Origin of the sequence: Pseudoclavibacter sp. CFCC 13796 (assembly GCF_008831185.1) — a bacterium.
Classification (GTDB): domain Bacteria; phylum Actinomycetota; class Actinomycetes; order Actinomycetales; family Microbacteriaceae; genus Pseudoclavibacter_A.
Genome location: NZ_WBKD01000001.1, coordinates 1,826,532 through 1,849,642, shown reverse-complemented (window position 1 = coordinate 1,849,642; position 23,111 = coordinate 1,826,532). Strand labels below are relative to the sequence as shown.

Sequence of the window (23,111 nt, the reverse complement as noted above, 5' to 3'; positions counted from 1 at the left end):
TCGGGTCGTCTGTGCGTGCCCGATGACCGCAACCGACGATGAGAGTGGAGTTTTATTCCATGGATCCAATGCTTCTGATTCTGCTGGCGGTATTCGTCGTGCTGATCTTCGTGACGTTCCGCAACAACAAGAAACGACAGCGGGAGGCGAAGCAGACCCAGGACAAGGCCGTCGTCGGCGCCCAAGTCATGACCAGCTTCGGCCTGTTCGGCACGATCCGTGACATCGATGAGGCGAACAACACCGTGACCCTCGAGTCGACGCCGGGAACGTTCGTGCGCGTGCACCGTCAGACGATCACCAAGATCGAGTCGTCTCCCGTCGACGATGCTCCGGCCGCCGCCGTGACGAGCGACTCGACCCCCGCTGCCGAGCCGCTCACCGATGAGGACGGCTCGCCGAAGTACGGCCTGCGCAGCGACGAGAACGACCGCTACAACGGCGGTTCGAACTATGACACGACCGCTGATCATGACGATGCGTCGTCGCAGAATGACGACAAGCCCAAGAACAACTAGATGACATGCGAATGAGCCGATGCCCACGTGCATCGGCTCATTCGCATGAGTGGTCCGGTCTCGAAGAGATGAGACGGCCACGCAGCCGGGGGGAACGACCGCTCGGTTCGGTGCGCTGACCGGCAGGTCGTGTGCTCTTGACGACGAGGAAGAACGACACAGTGGCAGCAAGCGGTCCGGTGCGACAGGCACGCAAGTCTCTGATCTGGCTCGGGGTGGTGATCGTCGCTCTCGCGGCGACCCTGGGCGGCGGCATCCTTTGGGGCGGAGCCTCGGCGACGCCGAAGCTGGCGCTGGATCTGCAGGGCGGCACGGAGATCGTGCTCGCCGCAGAGACCGAGGACGGCAGCGACCCGAGCGCCGACCAGATGAAACAGGCGCAGAGCATCATGCGCCAGCGTGTCGACGCCGGTGGCGTCTCCGAAGCCGAGATCACGACGCAGGGCGGCCGCAACATCGTCATCAGTCTTCCAGGCGACCCCACCGACGAGCAGCTGCAGCGCATCCGGTCGTCTGCGAAGCTTGAGTTTCGTCGGGTCTGGCGCTCCGCTGCCGCCACCTCGACGACGCCGACGACGCCGGGCGTCACCGAGAAGCTGCCGACGCTTGACGGCGAGGATCCCACCGAGAACGCCGCTCGCACGAAGGCGTCGAACGACATCATCTCGCAGTTCGACGCATACAGCTGCGTGGTTCCCGCAGACGGATCGACTCCGGAGAACGGAGACGACGCCGCATCGCAGCAGCAGTACAAGATGGCCGACCCCGTGCCGAACCGTGCCTCGGTCGATGCCGACGGCACCAGCGTCAACAGTGCCGACCTGCCGAAGATCGCCTGCAGCGCAAACGGAGAGAAGCTGCTGCTCGCTCCGGTCGACCGTCAGGATGACAAAGCCGACGGAGCGCTGCTCGACGGCGAACAGCTGAGCGACGCCAAGGCGGGCCAGCAGGCCGGTCAGAACGGCACCGTCACCAACAACTGGGTCGTGAACATCGAATTCAACGATGTCGGCACCGACATGTTCCACAAGGTCACGAGCGACCTCACCAGCCAGACCGAGCCGGCCAACCGCTTCGCCGTCGTGCTCGACGGACAGGTCATCGTGGCACCCACCTCGAATGCGATCATCACCGACGGACGCGCGCAGATCAGCGGGCAGTTCACCCAGGAGAGCTCGCAGACGCTTGCGGATCAGCTCAAGTACGGCGCACTGCCGATCAGCTTCGATGTGCAGAGCCAGAACAAGATCACTCCGACACTCGGATCCCAGCAGCTGGTCTACGGCCTCATCGCCGGTGCGATCGGTCTGCTGGCCGTCGTCGTGTACTCGCTTTTCCAGTATCGTGCCCTCGGCCTAGTCACCATCGTGTCACTGGTGCTCGCTTCGGGCATCACCTATCTGCTCGTCACACTGATGTCGTGGACAGAAGGGTACCGCCTGTCACTGGCCGGCATCGCCGGCCTGATCGTGGCGATCGGCATCACGGCTGACTCGTTCATCGTGTACTTCGAACGAATACGCGACGAGCTCAGAGACGGGTCGACGCTCATCCCCGCCGTCGAGGTGGGCTGGAAGCGTGCGCTGCGCACGATTCTGGCCTCAGACATGGTGAACTTCCTCGCGGCCGTCGTGCTCTATGTGCTCGCCGTGGGCGGTGTGCAGGGCTTCGCCTTCACCTTGGGTCTCACCACCATCGTCGACCTCGTGGTGGTCATGCTCTTCACCCACCCTATGATGCAGCTGCTCGCGACCACACGGTTCTTCGGCGAGGGCCATCACTTCTCGGGACTGAACCCGCAGATGCTCGGCAACGCCTATCGGGGACGCCTGAACCTGGACTTCGCCGCTCGGGCGGCAGAATCTGCCGAACCAGGCAGTCGCAAAGCGAAGAAGTCGCGCCGGGCTGCCGGCGAGGCCGAACGCCGCCTGACCATCGCCGAACGCAAGGCTCGCGCTGCGGGCTTCGAACCGCATCCGCATGACGGCGTCGACTCAGCCGAGGCCGCCTCGACGAACGACGCACAGAAAGGCGCTGCCCAGACAGACTCGGCAGCCGATGAGAAGAAGGGGGAGCAGCGCTGATGGCCGCCTTCTCGCAGTTGGGCTTCGACCTGCACTCAGGCAAGCGTTCAGTCAATTTCATCGGTCGCTGGAAGGTGTGGTACCTGATCGCCGCCGTGCTGATCCTGCTCTCGGTGATCCTTCCGATCGCCCGGGGCGGGTTCAACCTCGGCATCGAGTTCCGCGGAGGCAGTGAGTTCCGCGTGACGCACGTTGTTGATCCCCAGGAGCAGCCGGCGCGTGACGCTGTCGAATCGGTGCTGCAGAACAGCGAGATCGAGCCGCGCATCGCCGTGATCGGCGACGACACCATTCGTGTGCAGACGTACCAGGTCAGCGAAGACGAGTCGAAGCAGATCTCGTCGGCTCTGGCACAGACGTACCAGGTGCCCGGCGACGACGTGGCCGTGTCATACATCAATCCGAGCTGGGGTGCGGACGTCGGAGCGCAGGCGCTGCGCGGTCTGATCATCTTCCTCGTACTGGCCTCGGTGCTGATGGCGATCTACTTCCGAACCTGGAAGATGTCACTCGCGGCCATGCTGAGCCTCTTCCATGACCTCGTGGTCACCGCTGGCATCTACGGAGCGGTCGGCATCGAGGTCACACCCTCGGCGATGATCGGCTTTCTGACGATTCTCGGCTACTCGCTGTACGACACCGTCGTGGTCTTCGACAAGATTCGTGAGAACACGCGCGGCTTCGAAGAGCAGAAGACGCGAACATTCGGAGAACTGGTCAACCTCGCCGTCAACCAGACGCTGATTCGTTCGATCAACACCACGGTCGTGGCGCTGCTTCCGGTCGCATCCATTCTGTTCATCGGCGGGCTGCTCGGTGCGGGAACACTGCGTGACATCTCGACGGCGCTCTTCATCGGCATCCTGGTCGGTGCGTACTCGACGATCTTCCTGGCCGCGCCCACTTATGCGCTGCTGCGCAGCAGAGAGCCGAAGATCGTCGCGCATGACGAAGTCGTCGCCGAGCATCGTGCCGAACTTGAGGCTGCAGGATCGTCTGCTGGCGAGGCGACAGAGGCGATGGCGGGCGATGCGACGTCTGCGGGCGAACCGAGTACTCTGAAGTAGTCATCAGGAGCACTACAGCGCACGACCGATCAGGGGGCGACACCATGCCTGAGCCACAGCAGCAGTCAACACCGTCAGCCCCACGACGTCTCGGCCTGCCGCGTCTCTTCCAGCGGCCGGCGACCGGTCTTGACGCTCAGGTCTCGCAACTGGTGCAGACGGTTCGACACCATCACCCGAAAGAAGACCTCGCTCTGATCAGGCGGGCGTATCTGACGGCCTATGCAGCCCATGACGGGCAGCTGCGTCAGAGCGGCGAACCGTACATCACCCACCCGATCGCGGTGGCGCAGATTCTGGCCGACTTGGGAGTATCAGCCCAAGTCGTGGCGGCTGCGCTGCTGCATGACACTGTCGAAGACACTGACTACACGCTCGATCAGCTCACGGCCGACTACGGGGCCGAGATCGCCATGCTGGTCGACGGCGTCACGAAGCTCGACAAAGTCAAGTACGGGGTGAACGCCCAGGCCGAGACTGTTCGCAAGATGGTCGTCGCGATGGCTCGCGATGTGCGAGTAATCGTGATCAAGCTGGCCGACCGGCTGCACAACGCACGGACGTGGGGCTTCGTGCCGCCTGAGAAGGCGGCGCGTAAGGCAAAAGAGACGCTTGAGATCTACGCGCCGCTCGCTCATCGTTTGGGCCTGAGTGCCCTGCAGCACGAGCTCGAAGACCGTTCGTTCAAGGCGCTCTACCCGAAAGTCTACGACGAGATCGTGCGTCTGGTCAAAGAGCGCACGCCGGCGCGCGAGTCATACGTCAAGCGCGTGATCTCGATGGTCGACGACGATCTTCGTCGACAGCGGATCAAGGCCGAGGTCGTCGGGCGGTCGAAAGACTACTACTCCGTCTACCAGAAGATGGTGGTTCGCGGGCGTGAGTTCGACGAGATCTACGACCTCGTGGGCATTCGCATCCTGGTGAACTCGATCCGAGACTGCTACGCCGCTCTCGGCGCCATTCACGCCCGGTGGAGCCCGATTCCCGGGCGCTTCAAAGACTACATCGCGATCCCGAAGTTCAACCTGTACCAGTCGCTGCACACATCGGTGATCGGCCCGGACGGACGCCCCGTCGAGATTCAGATTCGCACCTACGAGATGCATCAGCGCGCCGAGTACGGGGTCGCTGCGCACTGGCTCTATAAGGCCAGCGGGGCGAAGCCGGTGATGAACCAGACCGCCGAGCAGGGCATCAACCAGGAGCTGGTCTGGCTGCAGCACCTTTCCGACTGGCAGTCCGAGACCAAAGACCCGGGGGAGTTCCTCGACTCGCTGCGGTTCGAGATCGGAGCCAAAGAGGTCTACGTCTTCACCCCGCAGGGAAAGGTCGTCGGTCTGCCCGGCGGCGCGACGCCGATCGACTTCGCGTACGCGGTGCACACCGAGGTCGGTCACCGCGCGATGGGAGCGAAGGTGAACGGTCGTCTGGTGCCGCTTGACACCAGACTCGCCAGCGGCGAAGTCGTCGAGATTCTGACTTCGCGCTCTGCGGACGCCGGGCCGAGCAAAGACTGGCTCTCGTTCGTGACGAGCCCGCGAGCCCGTGCGAAGATTCGCCAGTGGTTCAGCAAAGAGCGCCGCGACGAGTCGATCGAAGCCGGCAAAGAGGCCCTGCAGCGGGCGCTGCGCAAGAACCGAGTGCCGCTGCGCGTCATCGGCGATCAGCAGGCGTTCACACGGGTCGCGTCAGGCCTCGGGTACCCCAACATCGGGGCGCTGTACGCGGCGCTCGGCGAGGGACACGTCTCGACTCAATCGGTCATCGAGCGCATCGAACTCGACGAATTCGATGAGACGACCAGCGAACTGCCGATCATGGCGCATCCGCATCCGACGACGCATCAGCGCGCGGCCACCAGCGACTCCGGGGTCTTGGTGCGCGGTCAGTCGGGCGTCATGGTCAAGCTGGCGAAGTGCTGCACTCCGGTGCCCGGCGACGACATCGTGGGCTTCATCACTCGCGGCGCAGGCGTCTCAGTGCACCGAGCCGACTGTCGCAACGTTGCCGACCTCAATGAGAACCAACATGATCGAATGGTCGAGGTCTCGTGGGCACCGACGCACAAGAGCGTGTTCCTGGTGAACATCCAAGTCGAGGCCCTCGATCGCTCCGGCCTGCTCTCCGATGTCACTCGGGTGCTCTCCGAGCATCATGTGAACATCCTCTCAGCCTCCGTCAAAACCTCTGACGACCGTCTGGCGCTCTCTCGGTTCGTCTTCGAGATGGGTGATACCGTGCATCTCGATCGCATCCTGAACGCCGTGCGACGCATCGACGCCGTCTACGACGTCTACCGCGTCAACGGCTGAGCGCGAGCGCCTGCTGCAGCGCGCGTCGCGCATGCGCGGAGTGCTGCGTCTGATCGCCGGCGGGCAGCAAGGGCAGCGCCCGTTCGACCGCGTGGCGGTGCTGCGCCGCGAGGTCGGCCAGCAGCACACAGTCATCAGGATGCTCGAGCGTCATGGCGAGGTCTCTCGCGGTGCGCGTCGGGCCGGTGACGCGAGCGCGGTCGAGAGCGTCGACGTGCGAGTGCTGCAGCCGCATATGGCGAATTCTGCAGATCACTCCGGAGCCGAGGGCGTCGCGACGGATGTCCCAGCGTCGACCGGGAGCCGTCATCGCCTCATAGAACGGGCGGCGGCGTGACCCCGTCCAGACCCAGGCAGCGGTTCGTCCTGCCCAGACCAGTGGCTCGGGCAGCGTCGGCAGCGAGGCGGCCCGCGCTCGGGGCGTGCTGGCGGCAAACCACGGGAGGTGCACGCCGCCGAGATCATTCAGCAGGCCGTCAAGAGTGAGCCGGCGGCGCTCTTCTGGTGAGAAGAACGCCGCCAGAGCGGAGCATTCGGGGCTCAGTGTGTGAGCGGATGATCGGGTGCCCTGAGCTCGCAGGCCGTTCGCCTCTGTCTGATCCATGAGGCCAGTCGATCACGAGTGTTGGCGAAGCACACGGGTCAAAGCAACGCTGTGTACAGAAAGGCCCGGCGGATGCTCCTGTGCACAAGGAGCATCCGCCGGGGCTGTGAGACCGATGGCAGATCAGGCGATGCCGGTGGCCTTCAGCCAGCTGCGCTGCGTCTCAAGCGCTTTGGTGATCTCGGCTGTCTTCTCTGCGTCACCTGCCGCCTCAGCAGCAGCGAGCTCTGCCTCGAGATCGGTGATGCTCTGCTGCAGCTGCGCGGCGAGACCGGTGGCACGATCGCTCTTCTCACTGTTGCGTTTGGACCAGTGTGCGTCTTCGGCCTCTTTGACCGCCGTCTCGACAGCGTGCAGCCGAGCCTCGACGGAGCGCATGCTGGCACGGGGAACCCGACCGATCTCATCCCATTCGTCTTGCAGACGACGCAGCGCGGAGCGAGCAGCCTTCCAGTCAGTGACCGGGAGCAGCGCCTCAGCCCGCGTCAGCACTCCCTCTTTCTTCTGCAGGTTCTCTGCGTACTCGGCGTCGGTGACGGCGTCGTGCTCCTGCTTCTTCGCGAAGATGACGTCTCCGGCTGCTTTGAACTGCTCCCAGAGGCGGTCGTCGACCTTGGCGCCGGCGCGCCCGGCGGCCTTCCAACGATCGAGCAGCGCGCGGTAGTCATTGACACGGGGCTCGGCCTGCTCGGCCAGCTTCTGCGCCTCTTCGACCAACTGCTGCTTCGTCTGCTTGGCCGTGCGATGCTGCTCGTCGAGGCTGGCGAAGAACGCCCGTCGACCGTCTTCGAGTTTGCGGCGAGACTGCTTGAACCGCGCCCACAGGGCGTCGGCCTGCTGCTTGGGCAGGCGGGCCGTGGTGCGCTGGTGCTCTTTCCACTCGCCGAAGATCTGCTCGACCTGGGCGTGAACGTCCTTCCAGCGGATGTTGGCGACCGGGGTGGCGGCCAGCTGCTCGATCTTCTCGACGATGGCCTCTCGCTGTGCCGCGGCTTCGGCGAGGGCCTGCGCCGACTGCTCCTGCTGCTTGCTCTCCAGTGCGTCGACCTGCGTGCGCAGTGCGTCGACCCTGGTGCGCAGCGCGTCGAGGTCGCCGACGACCGCCGGCTCTTTCAGCGCTTCGTCGAGTGCCGTGACGCTCTTGCGCACGTCTCGGGCCTTCGCCCCGGTGCGTGCCCGCTGCTCGGCCAGAGTGACCTGGCCGACGAGGTCTTGGAACTTGCGGCTGTAGAAGGCCAGTGCCTCCTCGGCGGTGGCTCCGGTGACCTGCCCGACCCAGCGTTCGCCGTCACCTGTGACCAGGTAGACGTTTCCCTCGCCGTCGGCGCGGCCGAACTGCTGCTGGTGTGTCTCGCTCACGACTCTCCTCAAATCCCGCTTCGATGCTGCACCAGTCTAGCCGGTGGCAGACGGCTGCTGTGCACGTGACGCGCTGGCGAAGCCGGTCTGAGCGGCCGTGTCGTCGGCTGGCGCTACGCTGTCGGCATGACGTCTCTGCAAGGTGCCCGAGCCAGCCGGCCATTGGCGGCGCGCATGCGACCGCGAACGCTCGACGACGTTGTCGGTCAGAGCGAGCTGCGTCGACCGGGCACACCGCTGTGGCGTCTGTGCCACCCGACCGAGGGCGAGCGCACCCCGGCATCGGTCATTCTCTTCGGCCCCCCGGGAACGGGCAAGACGACGCTGGCGCATGTGATCGCCACCGAGGGACAGCGCCGCTTCATCGAGCTCTCGGCCATCAGCGCCGGAGTCAAAGACGTGCGACGCGTGATGGAGCAGGCGCAGGCAGACCGTGACCTCTATGGCACGCAGACGGTGCTGTTCCTCGATGAGATCCATCGATTCACCAAGGCGCAGCAGGACAGCCTGCTGCCCGGCGTCGAAGACGGCATCGTCACGCTGGTGGCGGCGACCACTGAGAACCCCTCGTTCTCCGTGATCTCACCGCTGCTCAGCCGATCGCTGCTGCTGCGTCTGACGTCGCTCTCCGACGACGACCTGCTCTCTCTCATCGATCGCGCCATCGTCGACGAACGTGGGCTGCACGGGGCGGTCGCGATCGACGACGAGGCCCGAACGGCCATCGTGGAGCTCGCCTCGGGCGACGCCCGGCGTGCGCTGACCCTGCTCGAGGCGGCCGCCGGCCAGGCAGACGCCGACATTGCGTCCGCTGAGAAGACCGACGACGCAGATTCGTCCGAACAGGCTCGGCTGCCCCGCATCACCGCGGCAGTGGTCGCGATCGTGGCAGACCGAGCGCTGGTGCGGTACGACCAGAACGGCGATCAGCACTACGACGTGGTCAGTGCGTTCATCAAATCGATCCGCGGGTCAGACGTCGACGCGGCGGTGCACTACCTGGCCCGCATGATCGAGGGCGGCGAAGACTCCCGCTTCATCGCACGACGTCTCATGATCTCGGCTGCCGAAGACATCGGCACGGCCGATCCACAGGCGCTGAGCATCGCTGTGGCTGCCGCGCAGACGGTCGCGATGGTGGGCATGCCCGAGGGTCGCATCCCTCTGGCCGAGGCCACCGTCTATCTGGCCTCGGCCCCCAAATCGAATGCGGCGTACCTGGCCATCGATCGCGCGATCGCCGACATCCGAGCCGGTGAGGCAGGCGATGTGCCGTCCCATCTGCGCGATGCGCACTATAAAGGGGCGCGTGCACTGGGCCACGGCATCGGCTATCAGTACCCCCACGACGAGCCGACGGGGGTGAGCGCCCAACAGTATCTGCCCGACACGCTGCAGGGACGCCGCTACTACGAGCCGACCGGCCACGGATTCGACGCCACGATCGGCCGTCGACTCGATCAGGTGCGTCGGCTGCTCGCCGGGCTGCCGATGCAGCGAGCTGCGCAGACGCCCACGGCAAAGACCGCTGGGGCGGCCACCGCGAAGACCGCCGAAGCTCCCTCTGGCAAGACTCCTGAGGTGCCCTCCGGGAAGGCGGCTGAGTCGTCGCCTGAGGCGACGGCGGATGCCGACGACGGGCTCGAGAAGAAGTGACGGTGCGGCGGGCGCCGCGCACAGAGGAGCGTGGTAGTGTTATTCGGCCTGAACTCTGCACGGCGAGCGGCTGCGCCCGCGGAGTGAATGGTGGCGCTCTGTAGCCGAGCGTTGCCCCGGCTCACTGATTGATTGTATTTAGCGTCATCGAGAGGAAACAATGGCGACGAAGTCGCGTACTCATAGCAAAACCCGTCTGTCCCGCGCGCTGGGCGTGGCACTGACCCCCAAGGCTGCCCGACTGATGGAGAACCGTCCGTTCCCCCCGGGTCAGCACGGCCGCACGAAGCGCCGCACCGACTCCGACTACGCGGTGCGTCTGCGCGAGAAGCAGCGTCTGCGCGCCCAGTACGGCATCCGCGAGGCACAGCTGCGCCGCGTGTTCAGCGAAGCCCGCAAGCAGGAGGGTCTGACCGGTGAGAACCTGGTCGAGCTGCTCGAGCAGCGTCTCGACGCGCTCGTTCTGCGCGCCGGCTTCGCCCGCAGCATCCAGCAGGCTCGCCAGCTGGTCGTGCACCGTCACATCATGGTCGACGGCGAACGCGTCGACCGCCCGTCGTTCCGCGTGAAGCCGGGTCAGCTCATTCACGTGCACGAGAAGAGCGAGAAGCTCGACGTCTTCCAGGTCGCCGCAGAAGGCGCCCACGCAGAGGTGCTGCCGGCCGTGCCGGAGTATCTCGACGTCACGCTCGACAAGCTCGAGGCCACGCTGACGCGTCGCCCGAAGCGCGCCGAAGTGCCCGTCACCTGTGAAGTCCAGCTGGTCGTCGAGTACTACGCTGCGCGCTGATCACTGACCCATCCGACGTTGTCGGTGGGAGAGAGGAGAACGGTCATGACTGGAGGAGACATTGCAGCGCTGATCGCTGCGATCGCCTTCGTCGTTCTGGTGGCGGTGCTGATCGTGCCGCTCTGGAAGCTCGGCCATCTGCTCGATGAGGCACGCGAGAGCGTGCGCGATCTCACCGACAACGTCGCCCCCCTGATCGAAGAGAGCACGGCGACCGTGGCCGAGGCCAATCGGCAGCTGGTCAAGGTCGACGGCATCACGACCAACCTGACGAAGGTCGCCGACAACGTCAGCGGCGTCGTCGCGACGGTCACCTCGGTCGTCAACTCGCCGTTAGGGCGCGTCGCAGGCATCGCGGCGTCGTTCGGCAAAAGCCGTCGCACGACGGCGAAGCAGGCCAAGACCACCGCGAAGCGAAAGTAGGCGCATATGGGCAAGGCATTCTGGTTCATCGTCGGCATCGGCACGGGATTCCTCGTGGCTCACAAGGTGTCGCAGACCGAGAAGGGTCAGGCATTCTTCGCCGAGGTCAACGACTTCACCGACACCGTGGCGCGCAGCTTTCAGGAGCGCACGGCCGAGGTTCGAGAGGCGATCGACGATCTGCAGGACGAACTGCGTGACGCTGCGCAGCACTGATCTGCGCTGAGCCCAAAACTTCTCACGGTGAACGACTCACCGGACGGGTGCCATCGTGCGGAGAGATCCGCACCTGGCACCCGTTTCCCCACTACGAAACGTCTGTGAAGGCATATGTACACTGCGGATATCCGACAGCGCTGGCTCGACTACTTCGCCAGCAAAGATCACACCATCGTTCCCTCGGCATCGTTGATCTCGGATGATCCGTCCCTGCTCTTCACCGTCGCCGGCATGGTGCCGTTCATCCCGTATCTGACGGGCGCTGTTCCCGCCCCGTACCCGCGGGCGGCCGACTGCCAGAAGTGCATCCGCACCAATGACATCGAAGAGGTGGGCAAGACGGCCCGCCACGGCACTTTCTTCCAGATGCTCGGCAACTGGTCGTTCGGCGACTACTTCAAAGAGGGCGCGATCACCTATGCCTGGGATCTGCTGACCTCGTCCGAAGCCGACGGCGGCTACGGGTTCGACGAGAAAGACCTCTGGGTCACCGTCTACGAAGACGACGACGAGGCGCACGAGCTGTGGCGCCGTATCGCCGGTCTGCCCGAGCACCGCATCCAGCGTCTCGGCCGCGAGGACAACTACTGGTCGACCGGTCAGCCGGGCCCCGCCGGTCCCTGCTCCGAGATCTACTACGATCGCGGCCCGAAATACGGCCGTGACGGCGGGCCTGCCATAGACGACTCGAGATTCCTCGAGATCTGGAACCTCGTGTTCATGCAGTACGAGATCAACAACGTGCGCTCGAAGACCGAGTTCGACATCGTCGGCGAGCTGCCGCACAAGAACATTGACACCGGCATGGGGCTTGAGCGCGTCGCCTTCGTCAAACAGGGCGTCGAGAACATGTACGAGATCGACCAGGTGCGCCCCGTGCTCGACCGGGCCTCCGAGCTTGCAGGCATCAGCTACGGCGGCACTGAGAGCCACGACGACGACGTGCGGCTGCGCATCGTCGCCGACCACGTGCGCAGTGCGATGATGCTGATCAACGACGGCGTCAGCCCCTCGAACGACGGCCGCGGCTACGTGCTGCGCCGCCTGATCCGTCGCGCCGTGCGCGCCATGCGTCTGATGGGCGTCGACCGGCCGGTCATGCCCGACCTGCTGCCGGTGTCGAAAGACGCCATGAAAGCCTCGTACCCCGAGCTCGAAACCGGGTTCGAGCGCATCTCGAACATCACCTACAACGAAGAGGACTCATTCCTGCGCACGCTGGGCGCCGGTACGACGATCCTCGACCTCGCGATCGAGCACACCAAAGAGGCGAAGAGCTCGTCGCTGTCGGGCGACACGGCGTTCGCTCTGCACGACACGTACGGGTTTCCCATCGACCTCACCGTCGAGATCGCGCAGGAGGCCGGCCTCGACGTCGACCGCGACGAGTTCGCCAAGCTCATGACCGAGCAGCGCGAACGCGCTAAGGCCGACGCAAAGTCGAAGAAGACCGGCAACGTCGATCTCGCGGTCTACCGGGATCTGCGCGCGCTGGGTGCGACCAAGTTCCTCGGCTACGACGCGCTGTCGACCGAGGCACGTGTGCTGGGTCTCATCCGCGACGGTCAGTCGGTTCCGACTGCCACCGAGGGCGAGTCGGTCGACGTCATTCTGGACGAGACGCCGATCTATGCCGAGGGCGGCGGCCAGACCGCAGACCACGGCACGCTCGTCGGTGCCAACTTCACCGGACGCATCGTCGACGCGCAGGCACCGGTCAAGGGGCTCACCGTTCACTCGGTGCAGGTCTCGAAAGGCACACTGGCGGTCGACGACCGCGTGCAGGTGCACGCCGACGCGCTGCATCGTCTCGAGGCCAGCCAGGCACACTCGGCCACACACCTCGTGCACGCCGCCCTGCGTCAGACGCTCGGCCGCACCGCGGTGCAGTCGGGGTCGCTCAACCGCCCCGGCTACATGCGTCTCGACTTCGCCTGGAACAACAGGCTGAGCCCTGAGACGGTCAGCGAGATCAACGAGATCTGCAACCAGGCTGTGCGCAACGATCTGCCGGTCAGCGCTACGATCATGGATCTCGAGTCGGCAAAGGCGACCGGCGCGATGGCCCTCTTCGGTGAGAAATACGGTCGCGAGGTTCGCGTCGTCGAGATCGGCGGCCCGTGGTCACGCGAGCTCTGCGCAGGCACGCATGTCGCGCACAGCTCGCAGATCGGCGTCGTCAACCTGATCAGCGAGACGTCGGTGGGCTCAGGTGCGCGTCGTCTCGAGGCACTGGTCGGCATGGACGCCGTGCAGCACGGCATCACGCAGCAGCAGCTCATCGCCTCGCTCGCCGCTCAGCTCAAGACGAAGCCCAACCAGCTCGAGCAGCGAGTCTCGGCTCTGGTCGAAGAGCTGCACGCCGCACAGAAGCAGGTCAAAGATCTCACGAAGGCCAAGCTCGGCGCCCAGGTTCCCGCTCTCGTGGGACGTGCCGAAGACCTCGCCGGCGTGCGAGCGGTCGTCGCACGCGTCGAGGTGTCAGATGCTGATGCCCTGCGAGAGCTGGGCATGCAGGTGCGGTCAGCTCTGGGCGCGGACGCAGCCGTGGTCGCGCTGGTCGCGGTCGTCGGTCAGCGACCGACGGTCGTCGTCGCCACGAATCAGGCGGCTCGTGATCTCGGCGTCAAGGCCGGGGCCCTGGTCAAGGCTGCGGCGACGCGTCTGGGCGGCGGAGGCGGCGGAAAGCCGGACTTCGCTCAAGGAGGCGGCACCGACGCCAGCGGAGTCGAGGCCGCGCTCCAAGCGGTGCGTGTGCAGGTGCGCGACCGGTGACAGCAGCGGGTGAGCGTCGCGGCGTGCTGCTCGGCATCGATGTCGGCAAGGCCCGCATCGGAGTGGCCGCCTGCGACGCCGACCACCTCTTGGCCTACCCGGTCGAGACGGTGCAGCGCACTGATGACGGCTCATGGGCGGAACGCATCGCAGAAATCGCCGAGGAGTACGGCGCCGTAGGGCTGGTCTGCGGCCTGCCGATCAATCTGCGCGGCGGCGACACACAGTCGACGGACGACGCCCGTGACGTCTGCCAGCAGCTGGTCGAGAGAACCGGCATCGCTGCACATCTGGTCGACGAACGGCTGACCACCAACGTCGCGGCCCGTCAGCTGCGGCCGAGCGGTCGCAAACGCGGGAAGCAGCGATCGGTGATCGATCAGGCAGCCGCAGTTGCCATCCTGCAGCAGGCGCTGGAGATTGAGCAGCACACCGGGCGACTGCTCGGCGACGCTGTCGAAAGGAACGATGCATGAGCAGACACGCAGGCAGACGCCGCACACGACGCAAACGCACGATCACCTGGATCGTTGTGACGGTGTTGGTCGCCGTCTTCATCGCCGCGCTGCTCTTCGCCGGGCGGTCGCTGATGCGTGAGATGGGCATCGGCGAGGTCATCGACTACCCGGGGCCGGGCACCGACGACGTGACGTTCGTGATCCGTGACGGTGAGTCGGGCACCGACATCGCCGAGAACCTCGTCGACGTCGGCGTGATCAAGACGTACAAGGGCTTCTTGGACGAGTACCACAAACGGTCTCCTGAACCGGTCTTCCAGCCGGGGGCGTATAAGCTGCAGAAAGAGTCTCCCTCGGCCACGGTCATCGATGTGCTGAGCGACCCGTCGAACCGCGTCGACCTCAAGGTCGTCATTCCAGAAGGCTACCGACAGTCGCAGATTCTGGCCCGCATCTCGGAGGTGGTCGATCTGCCGCTCGAGAAGCTGCAGGCCGCCGCGCGCGACGTGAACGCCTACGACGTTCCGCAGCAGGCGAAGGATCATAAGTCCCTGGAGGGCTTCCTGTTCCCGGCGACATACACGATCGACCCAGAGGCCGAGCCGAAAGACATCATCAAGCAGATGGTCGATCGCGCCAACAAGGCCCTCGACAACGCCGGGGTGCAGGGCGACGCGGCACGCTACGACGTGATGACGAAGGCCTCGGTCGTGCAGGCCGAATCGGGCAGCGTCGCCGACATGGGCAAAGTCGCGCGTGTGATCGACAACCGGCTCGCCCAGGGCATGCCGCTGCAGATGGACTCGACTGTGACCTACGGGTCGGGGCGCACCGATATCGTCGAGCCTGACAAACAGGAACGCGACGATGCGAGCAACAAGTACAACACCTACGCCAACAAGGGCCTGCCGGTCGGACCGATCGGCAACCCGGGCGACGACGCCATCCAGGCGTCGCTCAACCCGACCCCCGGCGACTGGCTGTACTTCGTGACGGTGAACCTCGACACCGGCGAGACGGTCTTCTCGACGACGCTGCAGGAGCATCAGGCGTCGGTCGACCGGTACAACGCCTGGAAGCAGCAGAAAGGCATTCAGTAGTGGCTGCCGATGCCTCCGCTGCGACCGTGCGGTCGCAGCGGCGCCTAGCCGTGTTGGGTAGCCCGATCGAGCATTCGTTGTCTCCGCTGCTGCACAATGCCGCCTACACCACCCTCGGGCTGCCCTGGCAGTACGACCGCGCAGAGGTCGGCAGCGGCGAGCTGCTGCCCTTTCTGCAGGGGCTCGGCGACGACTGGCTCGGGCTCAGCCTGACGATGCCGCTGAAGCGCGAGGTCATCGCCTATCTCGAGGAGGTGACTCCGCTGGTCGACGAGCTGCAGGTGGCCAACACGCTGCGCTTCGCCTCAGGCAGGAGCTCCGGCACGCGTGTGCTGCAAGGGGCGAACACCGACGTGTGGGGCATCGAGCAAGCCCTGCGCGAAGCCGGAATCGAACGACTCGAGAGCGCCGAGGTGATCGGCTCGGGTGCGACCGCACTGAGCTCGCTGCGGGCGCTCGCAGATCTCGGCGCCCGCAGCGTCCGCCTGCACGCACGCACGCCGGAGCACGCCGGCGAGCTGGTCGATCGCGCGGCCGATTGGGGCGTCACGGTGGATGTCGTGACGCTGACCGGGGGAGAGCTCGCGCTGACGGCACCGGCGGTCGTGTCGACGCTGCCCGCCCATGCCGCAGATGCGATTGAACCTCGACTCAGCTCAGCGGGCGACGTGCTGCTGGACGTCGCCTACGACCCATGGCCCTCGACGCTGGCGACCCGCTGGCAGGCCATCGGCGGCACCGCAGTCTCGGGCATCGAGATGCTGCTCTGGCAGGCGGTCGCGCAGGTGCGCTTCTTCGTCTTCGGCGACGACACGCGCGAGCTGCCCGACGAACCGACGATCGTGCGTGCGATGCGAGCAGTGCTGCCGCCGAACGGGATGCCGCCGGGTGATCTGCCGCGGCCCTGACGCCTCGGCTTCGGCACCGAAACGAGTTTGACCCTCGACCCTATGGAAAGATGGAGCACATGTTGCGTTGGCTGACTGCAGGCGAGTCTCATGGTCCAGAACTGATCGCACTCATCGAGGGCCTTCCGTCGGGCGTTCCGATCACGAGAGAGCAGATCTCTGCCGATCTGGCCCGCCGGAGACTGGGCTACGGCCGCGGCGCCCGGATGAAGTTCGAGCAGGACGCGATCACGCTCTCGGCCGGCATTCTGCACGGGTGCACCATCGGCTCGCCGATCGCGCTGCGCATCGGCAACACCGAGTGGCCGAAGTGGCAGGAGGTCATGACCCCCGACCCGGTCGACCCCCAGACGCTCACCGGCGGTCGAGCCGCGCCGCTCACCCGACCTCGGCCCGGCCACGCCGACCTGGTCGGCATGCAGAAATACGGCTTCGACGAGGCACGACCGATCCTCGAGCGCGCCAGTGCACGTGAGACTGCGGCACGCGTGGCGCTCGGCGCCGTCGCCCGAGCGTTCCTCGGCGAGCTCGGCATCCGACTGGTCAGCCACACCACGGCCATCGGCGGCGTCGCAGCACCCGACGACGAGCCGCACCCGACGCCCGACGACGTCGAGCGCCTCGACGCCGATCCCGTACGATGCTTCGATCCCGAGACCTCGCAGCGCATCGTCGAGCGCATCGACCAGGCTCATAAAGACGGCGACACACTCGGCGGCGTCGTCGAGGTCGTGGCCTACGGTCTGCCGGTCGGCCTCGGCTCGCACATTCAGTGGGACCGCCGCCTCGACGGCCGTCTCGCCCAGGCGCTGATGGGCATTCAGGCCATCAAGGGGGTCGAATGCGGTCAGGGGTTCGGTCTCGCAGCGGTGCCCGGTTCGCAGGCGCACGACGAGATCGGGGCCGTCGAGACGCCCGCCGGGCAGCGCATCACTCGCGCATCGAATCGCGCCGGCGGTCTCGAGGGCGGCATGTCGACCGGGCTGCCACTCTGGGTGCGCGCCGCCATGAAGCCGATCGCGACCGTGCCGCACGCGCTGCGCACCGTCGACGTCAGCACCGGCGAAGCAGCCCGCGCCCACCACCAGCGCTCAGACGTCTGTGCGGTGCCGGCGGCCGGCGTCGTCGCCGAGGCGATGGTCGCGCTCGTGCTCGCCGAGGCCGTGCTCGAGAAGTTCGGCGGCGACTCGATCGCCGAGACGCGACGCAATCTGCAGAGCTTCCAGGCCGGCGTGCCAGACGCACTGCGCACCAGCCATGAGGTGAACTCCGCATGGTGACGGTGCTGATCGGCCCACCCGGAGTCGGCAAGTCGAGCATCGGTCGAGCCGTGGCGGCGCGCCTCGGAGCTCCCTTCGTCGACAGCGATGTGCTCATCTCGCAGCAGTACGGGCCGATCCCCGAGATCTTCCTGCACGACGGCGAGGCCGAGTTCCGCCGCAAAGAGGAGCGTATGGTCGCACAGGCGCTCGCAGACGACGACCCGGACGCCATCGTCGCCCTCGGCGGCGGGGCTCCGCTCTCAGCGACCACCCAGCGGCTGCTCGCCGAGCACTTCGTCGTCTTTCTCGACGTCGACGCCGCACACGTCGGTGATCGCATCGACGGCAGCCTGCCCTCGCAGGCCGACGCCGGACCCGGCGCAGGCGACCAGCAGACGGCCCGACCACTGTTGGCCGGCGGCATCGACGCATGGCAGCGACTCTACGATCAGAGACTCGACACCTACGCACGCCTGGCGGACCACACCGTCGACACGCGCGATCTCGATCGAGAGTCGGTAGCCGACGAGGTCGAACAGGCGATCGCACAGAGGAGACAAATGCAGCAGGCAGACGAGACCGTGACGCAGGGAAGCGGGCTCGAACCTCGCACCGTGCACGTGGGCGGGCAGCACCCGTATGACGTCTTCATCGGCGAGAACGTGCTCGACCAGCTTGCCGAGGCCATCGACGACCGGGTCACGCGAGTGCTGATCGTGCACCAGCCGACCGGGCAGGCGCTCGCCGAACGGCTGCGCGCCCAGCTCGACGGACGGGTGCAGGCGATGACCGCCGAGGTGCCCGACGCCGAAGAGGGCAAGCGCATCGAAGTGATCGGATTTCTCTGGCAGGTGCTCGGCAAGGCCGACTTCACCCGAACCGATCTGATCATCGGCGTGGGCGGGGGAGCGGTCACCGACATCGCCGGATTCGCTGCGGCGACGTGGCTGCGCGGCATCAAAGTCATTCAGGTGCCCACCTCGGTGCTGGGCATGGCCGACGCCGCCGTCGGCGGCAAGACCGGGATCAACACCAACGAGGGCAAGAACCTTGCCGGTGCGTTCCACACGCCGGCGGCGGTGTTCGCCGACACGACGACGCTCGAGACGCTGCCGCGCAACGAGCTGCTCACCGGCTACGCCGAGGTCGCGAAGTGCGGGTTCATCGGTCAGAACTCGATTCTCGACCTGATCGAGCAGCACGGCGACCAGGCGGTCGATCCCGCGTCGCCGGTGTTCCTCGACGCGCTCACCCAGGCCGTGTCGCTCAAGGCCGACGTCGTCGAGGGCGATCTGCGCGAGGCCGGGCGACGCGAGATCCTCAACTACGGGCATACGCTCGGGCACGCGATCGAGTATGCCGAACGCTACCAGTGGCGCCACGGAGCAGCAGTGTCGGTGGGCATGGTCTTCGCCGCGCATCTCTCGCACCTCACCGGCCATCTCAGCGACGCAGACCTCGACCGGCACTACAGCGTGCTGCAGTCGCTGGGGCTGCCGACGACCTACCGTCGGGGCGCCTGGGAGCAGCTGCTCGCCGTGATGCACCGTGACAAGAAGGCCCGCGGCGACGTGCTGCGCTTCATCATTCTCGACGGCATCGGCCGCCCGATCGTGCTCACCGGGCCCGAACCCGATCTGCTCTTCACCGCGTACCAGGAGATCGCCGAATGACCGCCGCGGCCGAGCGGACGACCGAGGCACCGACAGTGCTGGTGCTCAACGGACCGAACCTGGGTCGGCTGGGCGCCCGCACGCCCGAGGTCTACGGCACAGCCTCCCTCGACGACCTGACCCGCGAGCTTGGCGCCGAGGGCGCGCGACTCGGGCTGCGGGTCGACGTTCGGCAGAGCGACGACGAGGCGGAGCTGATCGGCTGGCTCTTCGAGGCCATCGAGCAGCGCAGCCCGGTCGTGCTGAATCCGGCTGCGTTCACCCACTACTCGTACGCGCTCGCGGATGCTGCGGTGCAGGTTCCCGAGGCTGGCCTGCCGCTGGTCGAGGTGCACATCTCGAACCCCGCCGGGCGGGAACGGTTCCGGCAGCGCAGCGTGATCTCAGCGGTGGCTACCGGGACGATCGCCGGTTTCGGCTTCGACTCGTATGTGCTCGCGCTCGAGGCGATCGCACGGCTGCAGGGCCGCTGAGCCACGACGTGGATCGCATCACCGGCAGGTGAGGGAGTAGACTGGCAGAGTGTGTCTGCTCCCCGGATGAGCGACACCGGCGCGACGGATGTCGACGCAGCGCGAGTGAGTGCAGCATCCCCGTCACGTGACCGAAGACGACTGAACGAACGGAAGACTGTGGCAACCACCAACGACCTGAAGAATGGACTCGTGCTGAAGATCGACGGCCAGCTCTGGACCGTCATCGAGTTTCAGCATGTGAAGCCGGGCAAGGGCGGGGCGTTCGTGCGCACCAAGCTGAAGAACGTGCTCACCGGCAAGGTGGTCGACCGTACTTTCAATGCGGGCACCAAGGTCGAGACTGCGACCGTCGACAAGCGCGACATGCAGTTCTCGTACAAAGACGGCGAAGACTTCGTGTTCATGGACAACTCGGACTACGAGCTCATCACCCTGCCGGCCAACGTCGTCGGTGATGCCGAGCACTTCCTGCTCGAGAACCAGGAGGCCACCGTGGCCTTCCACGAGGGCTCGCCGCTCTACGTCGAGCTGCCCGCATCGGTGACCCTCGAGGTCACCTACACCGAGCCCGGACTGCAGGGCGACCGTTCGAGCGCCGGCACGAAGGCCGCCACACTCGAGACCGGCTACGAGATCCAGGTGCCGTTGTTCCTCGAGACCGGCACCAAGGTGAAGGTCGACACCCGCACCAGCGAGTACCTCGGCCGCGTGACCGACTGATGGCCGTGACCGACCAGACCGAAGACAGCACGCGTCGCCCATTCAGCGGGCGCACGCTGGCTCGTCAGCGCGCCGTCGATGTGCTGTACGCCGCCGATCTGCGCGGGCAGTCCGTCGCCGAGGCGATCGAGGCCTGGCTGAGCAACGCGCGAGACAACCTCGCGAACAGCCGCCCGCAGAGCGAGTCGGCAGGGCTGCGACAGCTCGAGGCAGAGCGCGAACTCGACCATCTCGACACGTACACCTACGCTCGGCAGATCGCCGCCGGTGTGGGCGACCACCAGTCGAGCATCGACGAGCTCATCGAGAGCTACGCCAAGGACTGGACGCTGGCCCGCCTGCCCAAGGTCGACCTGGCCATTCTGCGAGTCGGTGTGTGGGAGGTGCTCTACAACGACGAGGTTCCGGCTGCAATCGCGATCTCGGAGGCGTCGAAGCTTGCCGCAGAGCTCAGCACCGACAGCTCGCCGCGTTTCGTGAGCGGTGTGCTGCACGCGATTGCCGAGGCGGAGTGACCGAGCAGCAGCCTGCAGCGCGCGCGCACAGACAGGTGCGCCCGCGCACCGAAGGCTGGACTCAGCAGGTGGCGGCCGACGGCCGTCCAGTGCTGCAGTTCGCCGCGAAGCCACGGGTGAAGAAGCCGCCGAAGCACCTCGCCGACCTCACCCTGGCCGAGCGCAAAGAATGGCTCAAAGAACTCGGCGTGCCGACCTTTCGAGCGAAGCAGCTCTCGAAGCACTGGTTCGTGCATCACACAGCCGACCCGGCGAAGATGAGCGATCTGCCCAAAGAGGGCCGTGACGAGCTGGTGGCCACGGTGCTGCCGCAGCTCCTCACAGAGGAACGTCGCCTGGTCACCGACCGCGGCGACACGATCAAATTTCTCTGGAAGCTGTTCGACGGCGCGCTCGTCGAGTCGGTGCTGATGCGGTATCCCGGGCGTATCACGCTCTGCGTCTCGAGCGAGGCAGGCTGCGGCATGAACTGCCCGTTCTGCGCCACGGGCCAGGCAGGGCTCACTCGCAACCTCTCGACTGCCGAGATTGTGGCCCAGATCGTCGCGGCGAACGCAGTCATCGCAAGCGGTGCGCTCAAAGGCGGCACGCGCGACGACGAGCGTGTGAGCAACGTGGTGTTCATGGGCATGGGTGAGCCGCTCGCCAACTACAAACGGGTGATGGGCGCCGTGCACCGCATGGTCGACCCCGAGCCCGAGGGCATGAACATGGCCGCGCGTCAGATCACGGTGTCATCGGTCGGGCTCGCCCCGGCCATCCGCAAGCTCGCCGACGAGGGCGTCCCCGTGACCTTCGCGCTGTCGCTGCATGCACCTGACGACGAGCTGCGTGACGAGCTGATCCCCGTCAACAGCCGCTGGAAGGTGGACGAGGCGCTCGACGCCGCGTACCACTACTACGAGGTGACCGGTCGACGAGTCTCGATCGAGTACGCACTCATCAAAGACATGAACGATCACGGCTGGCGCGCCGATCTGCTCGCAGAGAAGCTCAACGAGCGCGGGCAGGGCTGGGCACACGTGAATCCCATCCCGCTGAACCCCACGCCGGGCTCAGTCTGGACGGCGTCGACGCCCGCCGCCACCCGCGAGTTCATCCGGCGTCTCGAAGCAGCCGGTGTCGCCGCCTCGCTGCGCGACACTCGTGGCAAAGAGATCGACGGTGCCTGCGGGCAGCTCGCCGCCACGGAGTGAGCGACCCGTCGCAGTCCGTCGATCGGTCAGCGGCGAGGTGCTCTCGGCCGTCGTGACACAATGACCGCATGATCGAATCAGCCGATGTGCTCCGCCTCGCCGCTTTCGCCGACGCACCGGGCGGCGGCAATCCCGCCGGCGTCGTGCTTGACGCCTCGAAGCTCCACGCTGATGCGATGCTCGCGATCGCCCGCGAGGTCGGGTTCTCGGAGACCGCGTTCGTGACTCGCCCGGCGACCGAGCGGGCCCCGGGTGAGATCGGCATCCGGTATTTCTCACCTGAGGCCGAGGTGCCGTTCTGCGGGCATGCGACGATCGCGACGGCTGTGGCGCTTGCCGAGCGCGAGCCGACCGGCGATCGTCACCGCTACGTCTTCGAGACCGCGGTCGGTCCGCTCACGGTCGACACCGTGCGCAGTGATTCCGGCACGGTCGCCTCGTTCACGAGCGTCGAGCCCGTCGTGAGGCCGATTGAGGCCGAGGTGCTGCAGCTGCTGCTGCAGCTGCTCGGTCTGCAGACCGACGATCTCGACCGACAGCTGCCACCGCGGGTCGCCTATGCGGGCAATGACCATCCGATGCTGACCATCGCCGACGCTGCGGTGTTCGACGAGTTCTCCTTCGATCCGCAGGCGGTGCGGGCACTGATGGACGAGCAGGGGTGGCCGGGCACCGTGACCGTGATGCATCGGCAGACGGCCAACCTGTTCGAGGCTCGCAATCTGTTTCCGGTCGGCCAGATCGTCGAAGATCCGGCGACGGGCTCGGCGGCAGCTGCGTTCGGCGGCTACCTGCGCGCGCTGGGCCAGGCCCCGGTGCCCGGCCACGTGACCGTGCTGCAGGGCAGACACGTCGGCCGTCCCAGCCGACTCGCCGTGCGCATCCCGCGGTCGGGCGGCATCATCGTTTCGGGCACCGCGCTGCCGATCGCAGAGCCTGATGCCAGTGCTACACTCGGTTGAACATCCTTTAACGACCGTCCTGTGAGGCGGG

At 66.2% G+C, this 23,111-nt stretch carries 21 protein-coding genes and 1 pseudogene; 20 read left to right on the top strand and 2 right to left on the bottom strand.

The genetic code is table 11. The features are described from left to right. Positions 1 to 59: 59 nt before the first annotated feature. From yajC to F8O07_RS08290, 4 genes are all read left to right on the top strand, one after another. The gene (gene yajC / locus F8O07_RS08305; RefSeq protein WP_192496713.1) at positions 60 to 518 is read left to right on the top strand and encodes a preprotein translocase subunit YajC; all 459 of its coding nucleotides are present in this window, start codon (positions 60 to 62) and stop codon (positions 516 to 518) included. A gap of 161 nt (positions 519 to 679) precedes the next feature. Next, on the top strand, positions 680 to 2,602 hold the full coding sequence (gene secD, locus F8O07_RS08300; RefSeq protein WP_158031594.1) for a protein translocase subunit SecD: 1,923 nt from the start codon (positions 680 to 682) through the stop codon (positions 2,600 to 2,602). Continuing rightward, positions 2,602 to 3,669: a protein translocase subunit SecF gene (secF, locus tag F8O07_RS08295; protein ID WP_158031593.1), complete on the top strand. Its 1,068-nt coding sequence runs from the start codon at positions 2,602 to 2,604 to the stop codon at positions 3,667 to 3,669. The genes secD and secF overlap by 1 nt, the downstream gene beginning before the upstream one ends. A 44-nt stretch (positions 3,670 to 3,713) precedes the next feature. Continuing rightward, positions 3,714 to 5,984 carry a RelA/SpoT family protein gene (locus F8O07_RS08290; protein WP_158031592.1) on the top strand — a complete coding sequence of 757 codons (2,271 nt, stop codon included), beginning with the start codon at positions 3,714 to 3,716 and terminating at the stop codon, positions 5,982 to 5,984. Here F8O07_RS08290 and F8O07_RS08285 read toward each other — a convergent pair. Both F8O07_RS08285 and F8O07_RS08280 read right to left on the bottom strand, forming a co-directional pair. Then, the gene (locus tag F8O07_RS08285; RefSeq protein WP_158031591.1) at positions 5,974 to 6,588 is read right to left on the bottom strand and encodes a hypothetical protein; all 615 of its coding nucleotides are present in this window, start codon (positions 6,586 to 6,588) and stop codon (positions 5,974 to 5,976) included. The genes F8O07_RS08290 and F8O07_RS08285 overlap by 11 nt on opposite strands. A 123-nt stretch (positions 6,589 to 6,711) precedes the next feature. Then, a complete protein-coding gene (locus F8O07_RS08280; protein WP_192496712.1) occupies positions 6,712 to 7,947 on the bottom strand; it encodes a DUF349 domain-containing protein in 1,236 nt (411 codons plus the stop codon). 126 nt (positions 7,948 to 8,073) lie between these two features. Between F8O07_RS08280 and F8O07_RS08275 the strand changes: the two genes are divergently transcribed. The 16 genes and pseudogenes from F8O07_RS08275 (at position 8,074) to F8O07_RS08205 (ending at position 23,080) form a co-directional block, all read left to right on the top strand. Continuing rightward, positions 8,074 to 9,603, top strand: a complete 1,530-nt coding sequence (locus tag F8O07_RS08275) for a replication-associated recombination protein A (protein WP_158031589.1) — start codon at positions 8,074 to 8,076, stop codon at positions 9,601 to 9,603. Positions 9,604 to 9,763: 160 nt separating this feature from the next. After that, on the top strand, positions 9,764 to 10,393 hold the full coding sequence (gene rpsD, locus F8O07_RS08270) for a 30S ribosomal protein S4 (protein ID WP_158031588.1): 630 nt from the start codon (positions 9,764 to 9,766) through the stop codon (positions 10,391 to 10,393). A gap of 45 nt (positions 10,394 to 10,438) precedes the next feature. After that, positions 10,439 to 10,816, top strand: a complete 378-nt coding sequence (locus F8O07_RS08265) for a DUF948 domain-containing protein (protein WP_158031587.1) — start codon at positions 10,439 to 10,441, stop codon at positions 10,814 to 10,816. 6 nt (positions 10,817 to 10,822) lie between these two features. Further along, positions 10,823 to 11,032: a hypothetical protein gene (locus F8O07_RS08260; protein WP_158031586.1), complete on the top strand. Its 210-nt coding sequence runs from the start codon at positions 10,823 to 10,825 to the stop codon at positions 11,030 to 11,032. Between the two features lie 114 nt (positions 11,033 to 11,146). Beyond that, the gene (gene alaS / locus F8O07_RS08255; RefSeq protein WP_158031585.1) at positions 11,147 to 13,810 is read left to right on the top strand and encodes an alanine--tRNA ligase; all 2,664 of its coding nucleotides are present in this window, start codon (positions 11,147 to 11,149) and stop codon (positions 13,808 to 13,810) included. Continuing rightward, on the top strand, positions 13,807 to 14,286 hold the full coding sequence (ruvX, locus tag F8O07_RS08250) for a Holliday junction resolvase RuvX (protein WP_158031584.1): 480 nt from the start codon (positions 13,807 to 13,809) through the stop codon (positions 14,284 to 14,286). Before alaS ends, ruvX begins: the two co-directional genes overlap by 4 nt. Then, on the top strand, positions 14,283 to 15,368 hold the full coding sequence (gene mltG / locus F8O07_RS08245) for an endolytic transglycosylase MltG (protein WP_158031583.1): 1,086 nt from the start codon (positions 14,283 to 14,285) through the stop codon (positions 15,366 to 15,368). The genes ruvX and mltG overlap by 4 nt, the downstream gene beginning before the upstream one ends. After that, entirely contained in the window at positions 15,368 to 16,276 is a 909-nt protein-coding gene (locus F8O07_RS08240; RefSeq protein WP_192496711.1) for a shikimate dehydrogenase, read from the top strand. The genes mltG and F8O07_RS08240 overlap by 1 nt, the downstream gene beginning before the upstream one ends. A gap of 59 nt (positions 16,277 to 16,335) precedes the next feature. Further along, positions 16,336 to 17,556, top strand: coding sequence for a chorismate synthase (gene aroC / locus F8O07_RS08235; RefSeq protein ID WP_158031580.1), 1,221 nt, complete (start codon positions 16,336 to 16,338; stop codon positions 17,554 to 17,556). Beyond that, a pseudogene (locus F8O07_RS10720) lies at positions 17,550 to 18,071 on the top strand (shikimate kinase); the annotation flags it as partial. The gene aroC and the pseudogene F8O07_RS10720, both read left to right, overlap by 7 nt. Positions 18,072 to 18,098: 27 nt before the next feature. Further along, positions 18,099 to 19,211: a 3-dehydroquinate synthase gene (gene aroB / locus F8O07_RS08230; RefSeq protein WP_225733261.1), complete on the top strand. Its 1,113-nt coding sequence runs from the start codon at positions 18,099 to 18,101 to the stop codon at positions 19,209 to 19,211. Continuing rightward, positions 19,208 to 19,684 (top strand): type II 3-dehydroquinate dehydratase, encoded by a 477-nt coding sequence (locus F8O07_RS08225; protein WP_158031578.1) that lies wholly within the window; start codon positions 19,208 to 19,210, stop codon positions 19,682 to 19,684. The genes aroB and F8O07_RS08225 overlap by 4 nt, the downstream gene beginning before the upstream one ends. A gap of 159 nt (positions 19,685 to 19,843) precedes the next feature. Continuing rightward, positions 19,844 to 20,407, top strand: coding sequence for an elongation factor P (gene efp, locus F8O07_RS08220; RefSeq protein WP_158031577.1), 564 nt, complete (start codon positions 19,844 to 19,846; stop codon positions 20,405 to 20,407). Between the two features lie 5 nt (positions 20,408 to 20,412). Continuing rightward, the gene (gene nusB / locus F8O07_RS08215) at positions 20,413 to 20,922 is read left to right on the top strand and encodes a transcription antitermination factor NusB (protein WP_225733229.1); all 510 of its coding nucleotides are present in this window, start codon (positions 20,413 to 20,415) and stop codon (positions 20,920 to 20,922) included. Then, on the top strand, positions 20,919 to 22,118 hold the full coding sequence (gene rlmN / locus F8O07_RS08210; RefSeq protein WP_158031575.1) for a 23S rRNA (adenine(2503)-C(2))-methyltransferase RlmN: 1,200 nt from the start codon (positions 20,919 to 20,921) through the stop codon (positions 22,116 to 22,118). The genes nusB and rlmN overlap by 4 nt, the downstream gene beginning before the upstream one ends. Positions 22,119 to 22,186: 68 nt before the next feature. After that, positions 22,187 to 23,080: a PhzF family phenazine biosynthesis protein gene (locus tag F8O07_RS08205; RefSeq protein ID WP_192496710.1), complete on the top strand. Its 894-nt coding sequence runs from the start codon at positions 22,187 to 22,189 to the stop codon at positions 23,078 to 23,080. The last annotated feature ends 31 nt before the right edge of the window (positions 23,081 to 23,111 follow it).

Bases quoted from the DNA above. Each gene is read 5' to 3' on its own strand.
- F8O07_RS08285 (WP_158031591.1), bottom strand. From the start codon at position 6,588: ATGGATCAGACAGAGGCGAACGGCCTGCGAGCTCAGGGCACCCGATCA.
- F8O07_RS08290 (WP_158031592.1), top strand. From the start codon at position 3,714: ATGCCTGAGCCACAGCAGCAGTCAACACCGTCAGCCCCACGACGTCTC.
- aroC (WP_158031580.1), top strand. From the start codon at position 16,336: ATGTTGCGTTGGCTGACTGCAGGCGAGTCTCATGGTCCAGAACTGATC.
- alaS (WP_158031585.1), top strand. From the start codon at position 11,147: ATGTACACTGCGGATATCCGACAGCGCTGGCTCGACTACTTCGCCAGC.
- F8O07_RS08275 (WP_158031589.1), top strand. From the start codon at position 8,074: ATGACGTCTCTGCAAGGTGCCCGAGCCAGCCGGCCATTGGCGGCGCGC.
- F8O07_RS08225 (WP_158031578.1), top strand. From the start codon at position 19,208: ATGACCGCCGCGGCCGAGCGGACGACCGAGGCACCGACAGTGCTGGTG.
- F8O07_RS08260 (WP_158031586.1), top strand. From the start codon at position 10,823: ATGGGCAAGGCATTCTGGTTCATCGTCGGCATCGGCACGGGATTCCTC.
- F8O07_RS08205 (WP_192496710.1), top strand. From the start codon at position 22,187: ATGATCGAATCAGCCGATGTGCTCCGCCTCGCCGCTTTCGCCGACGCA.
- secF (WP_158031593.1), top strand. From the start codon at position 2,602: ATGGCCGCCTTCTCGCAGTTGGGCTTCGACCTGCACTCAGGCAAGCGT.
- yajC (WP_192496713.1), top strand. From the start codon at position 60: ATGGATCCAATGCTTCTGATTCTGCTGGCGGTATTCGTCGTGCTGATC.
- mltG (WP_158031583.1), top strand. From the start codon at position 14,283: ATGAGCAGACACGCAGGCAGACGCCGCACACGACGCAAACGCACGATC.
- aroB (WP_225733261.1), top strand. From the start codon at position 18,099: ATGCAGCAGGCAGACGAGACCGTGACGCAGGGAAGCGGGCTCGAACCT.
- F8O07_RS08265 (WP_158031587.1), top strand. From the start codon at position 10,439: ATGACTGGAGGAGACATTGCAGCGCTGATCGCTGCGATCGCCTTCGTC.
- rpsD (WP_158031588.1), top strand. From the start codon at position 9,764: ATGGCGACGAAGTCGCGTACTCATAGCAAAACCCGTCTGTCCCGCGCG.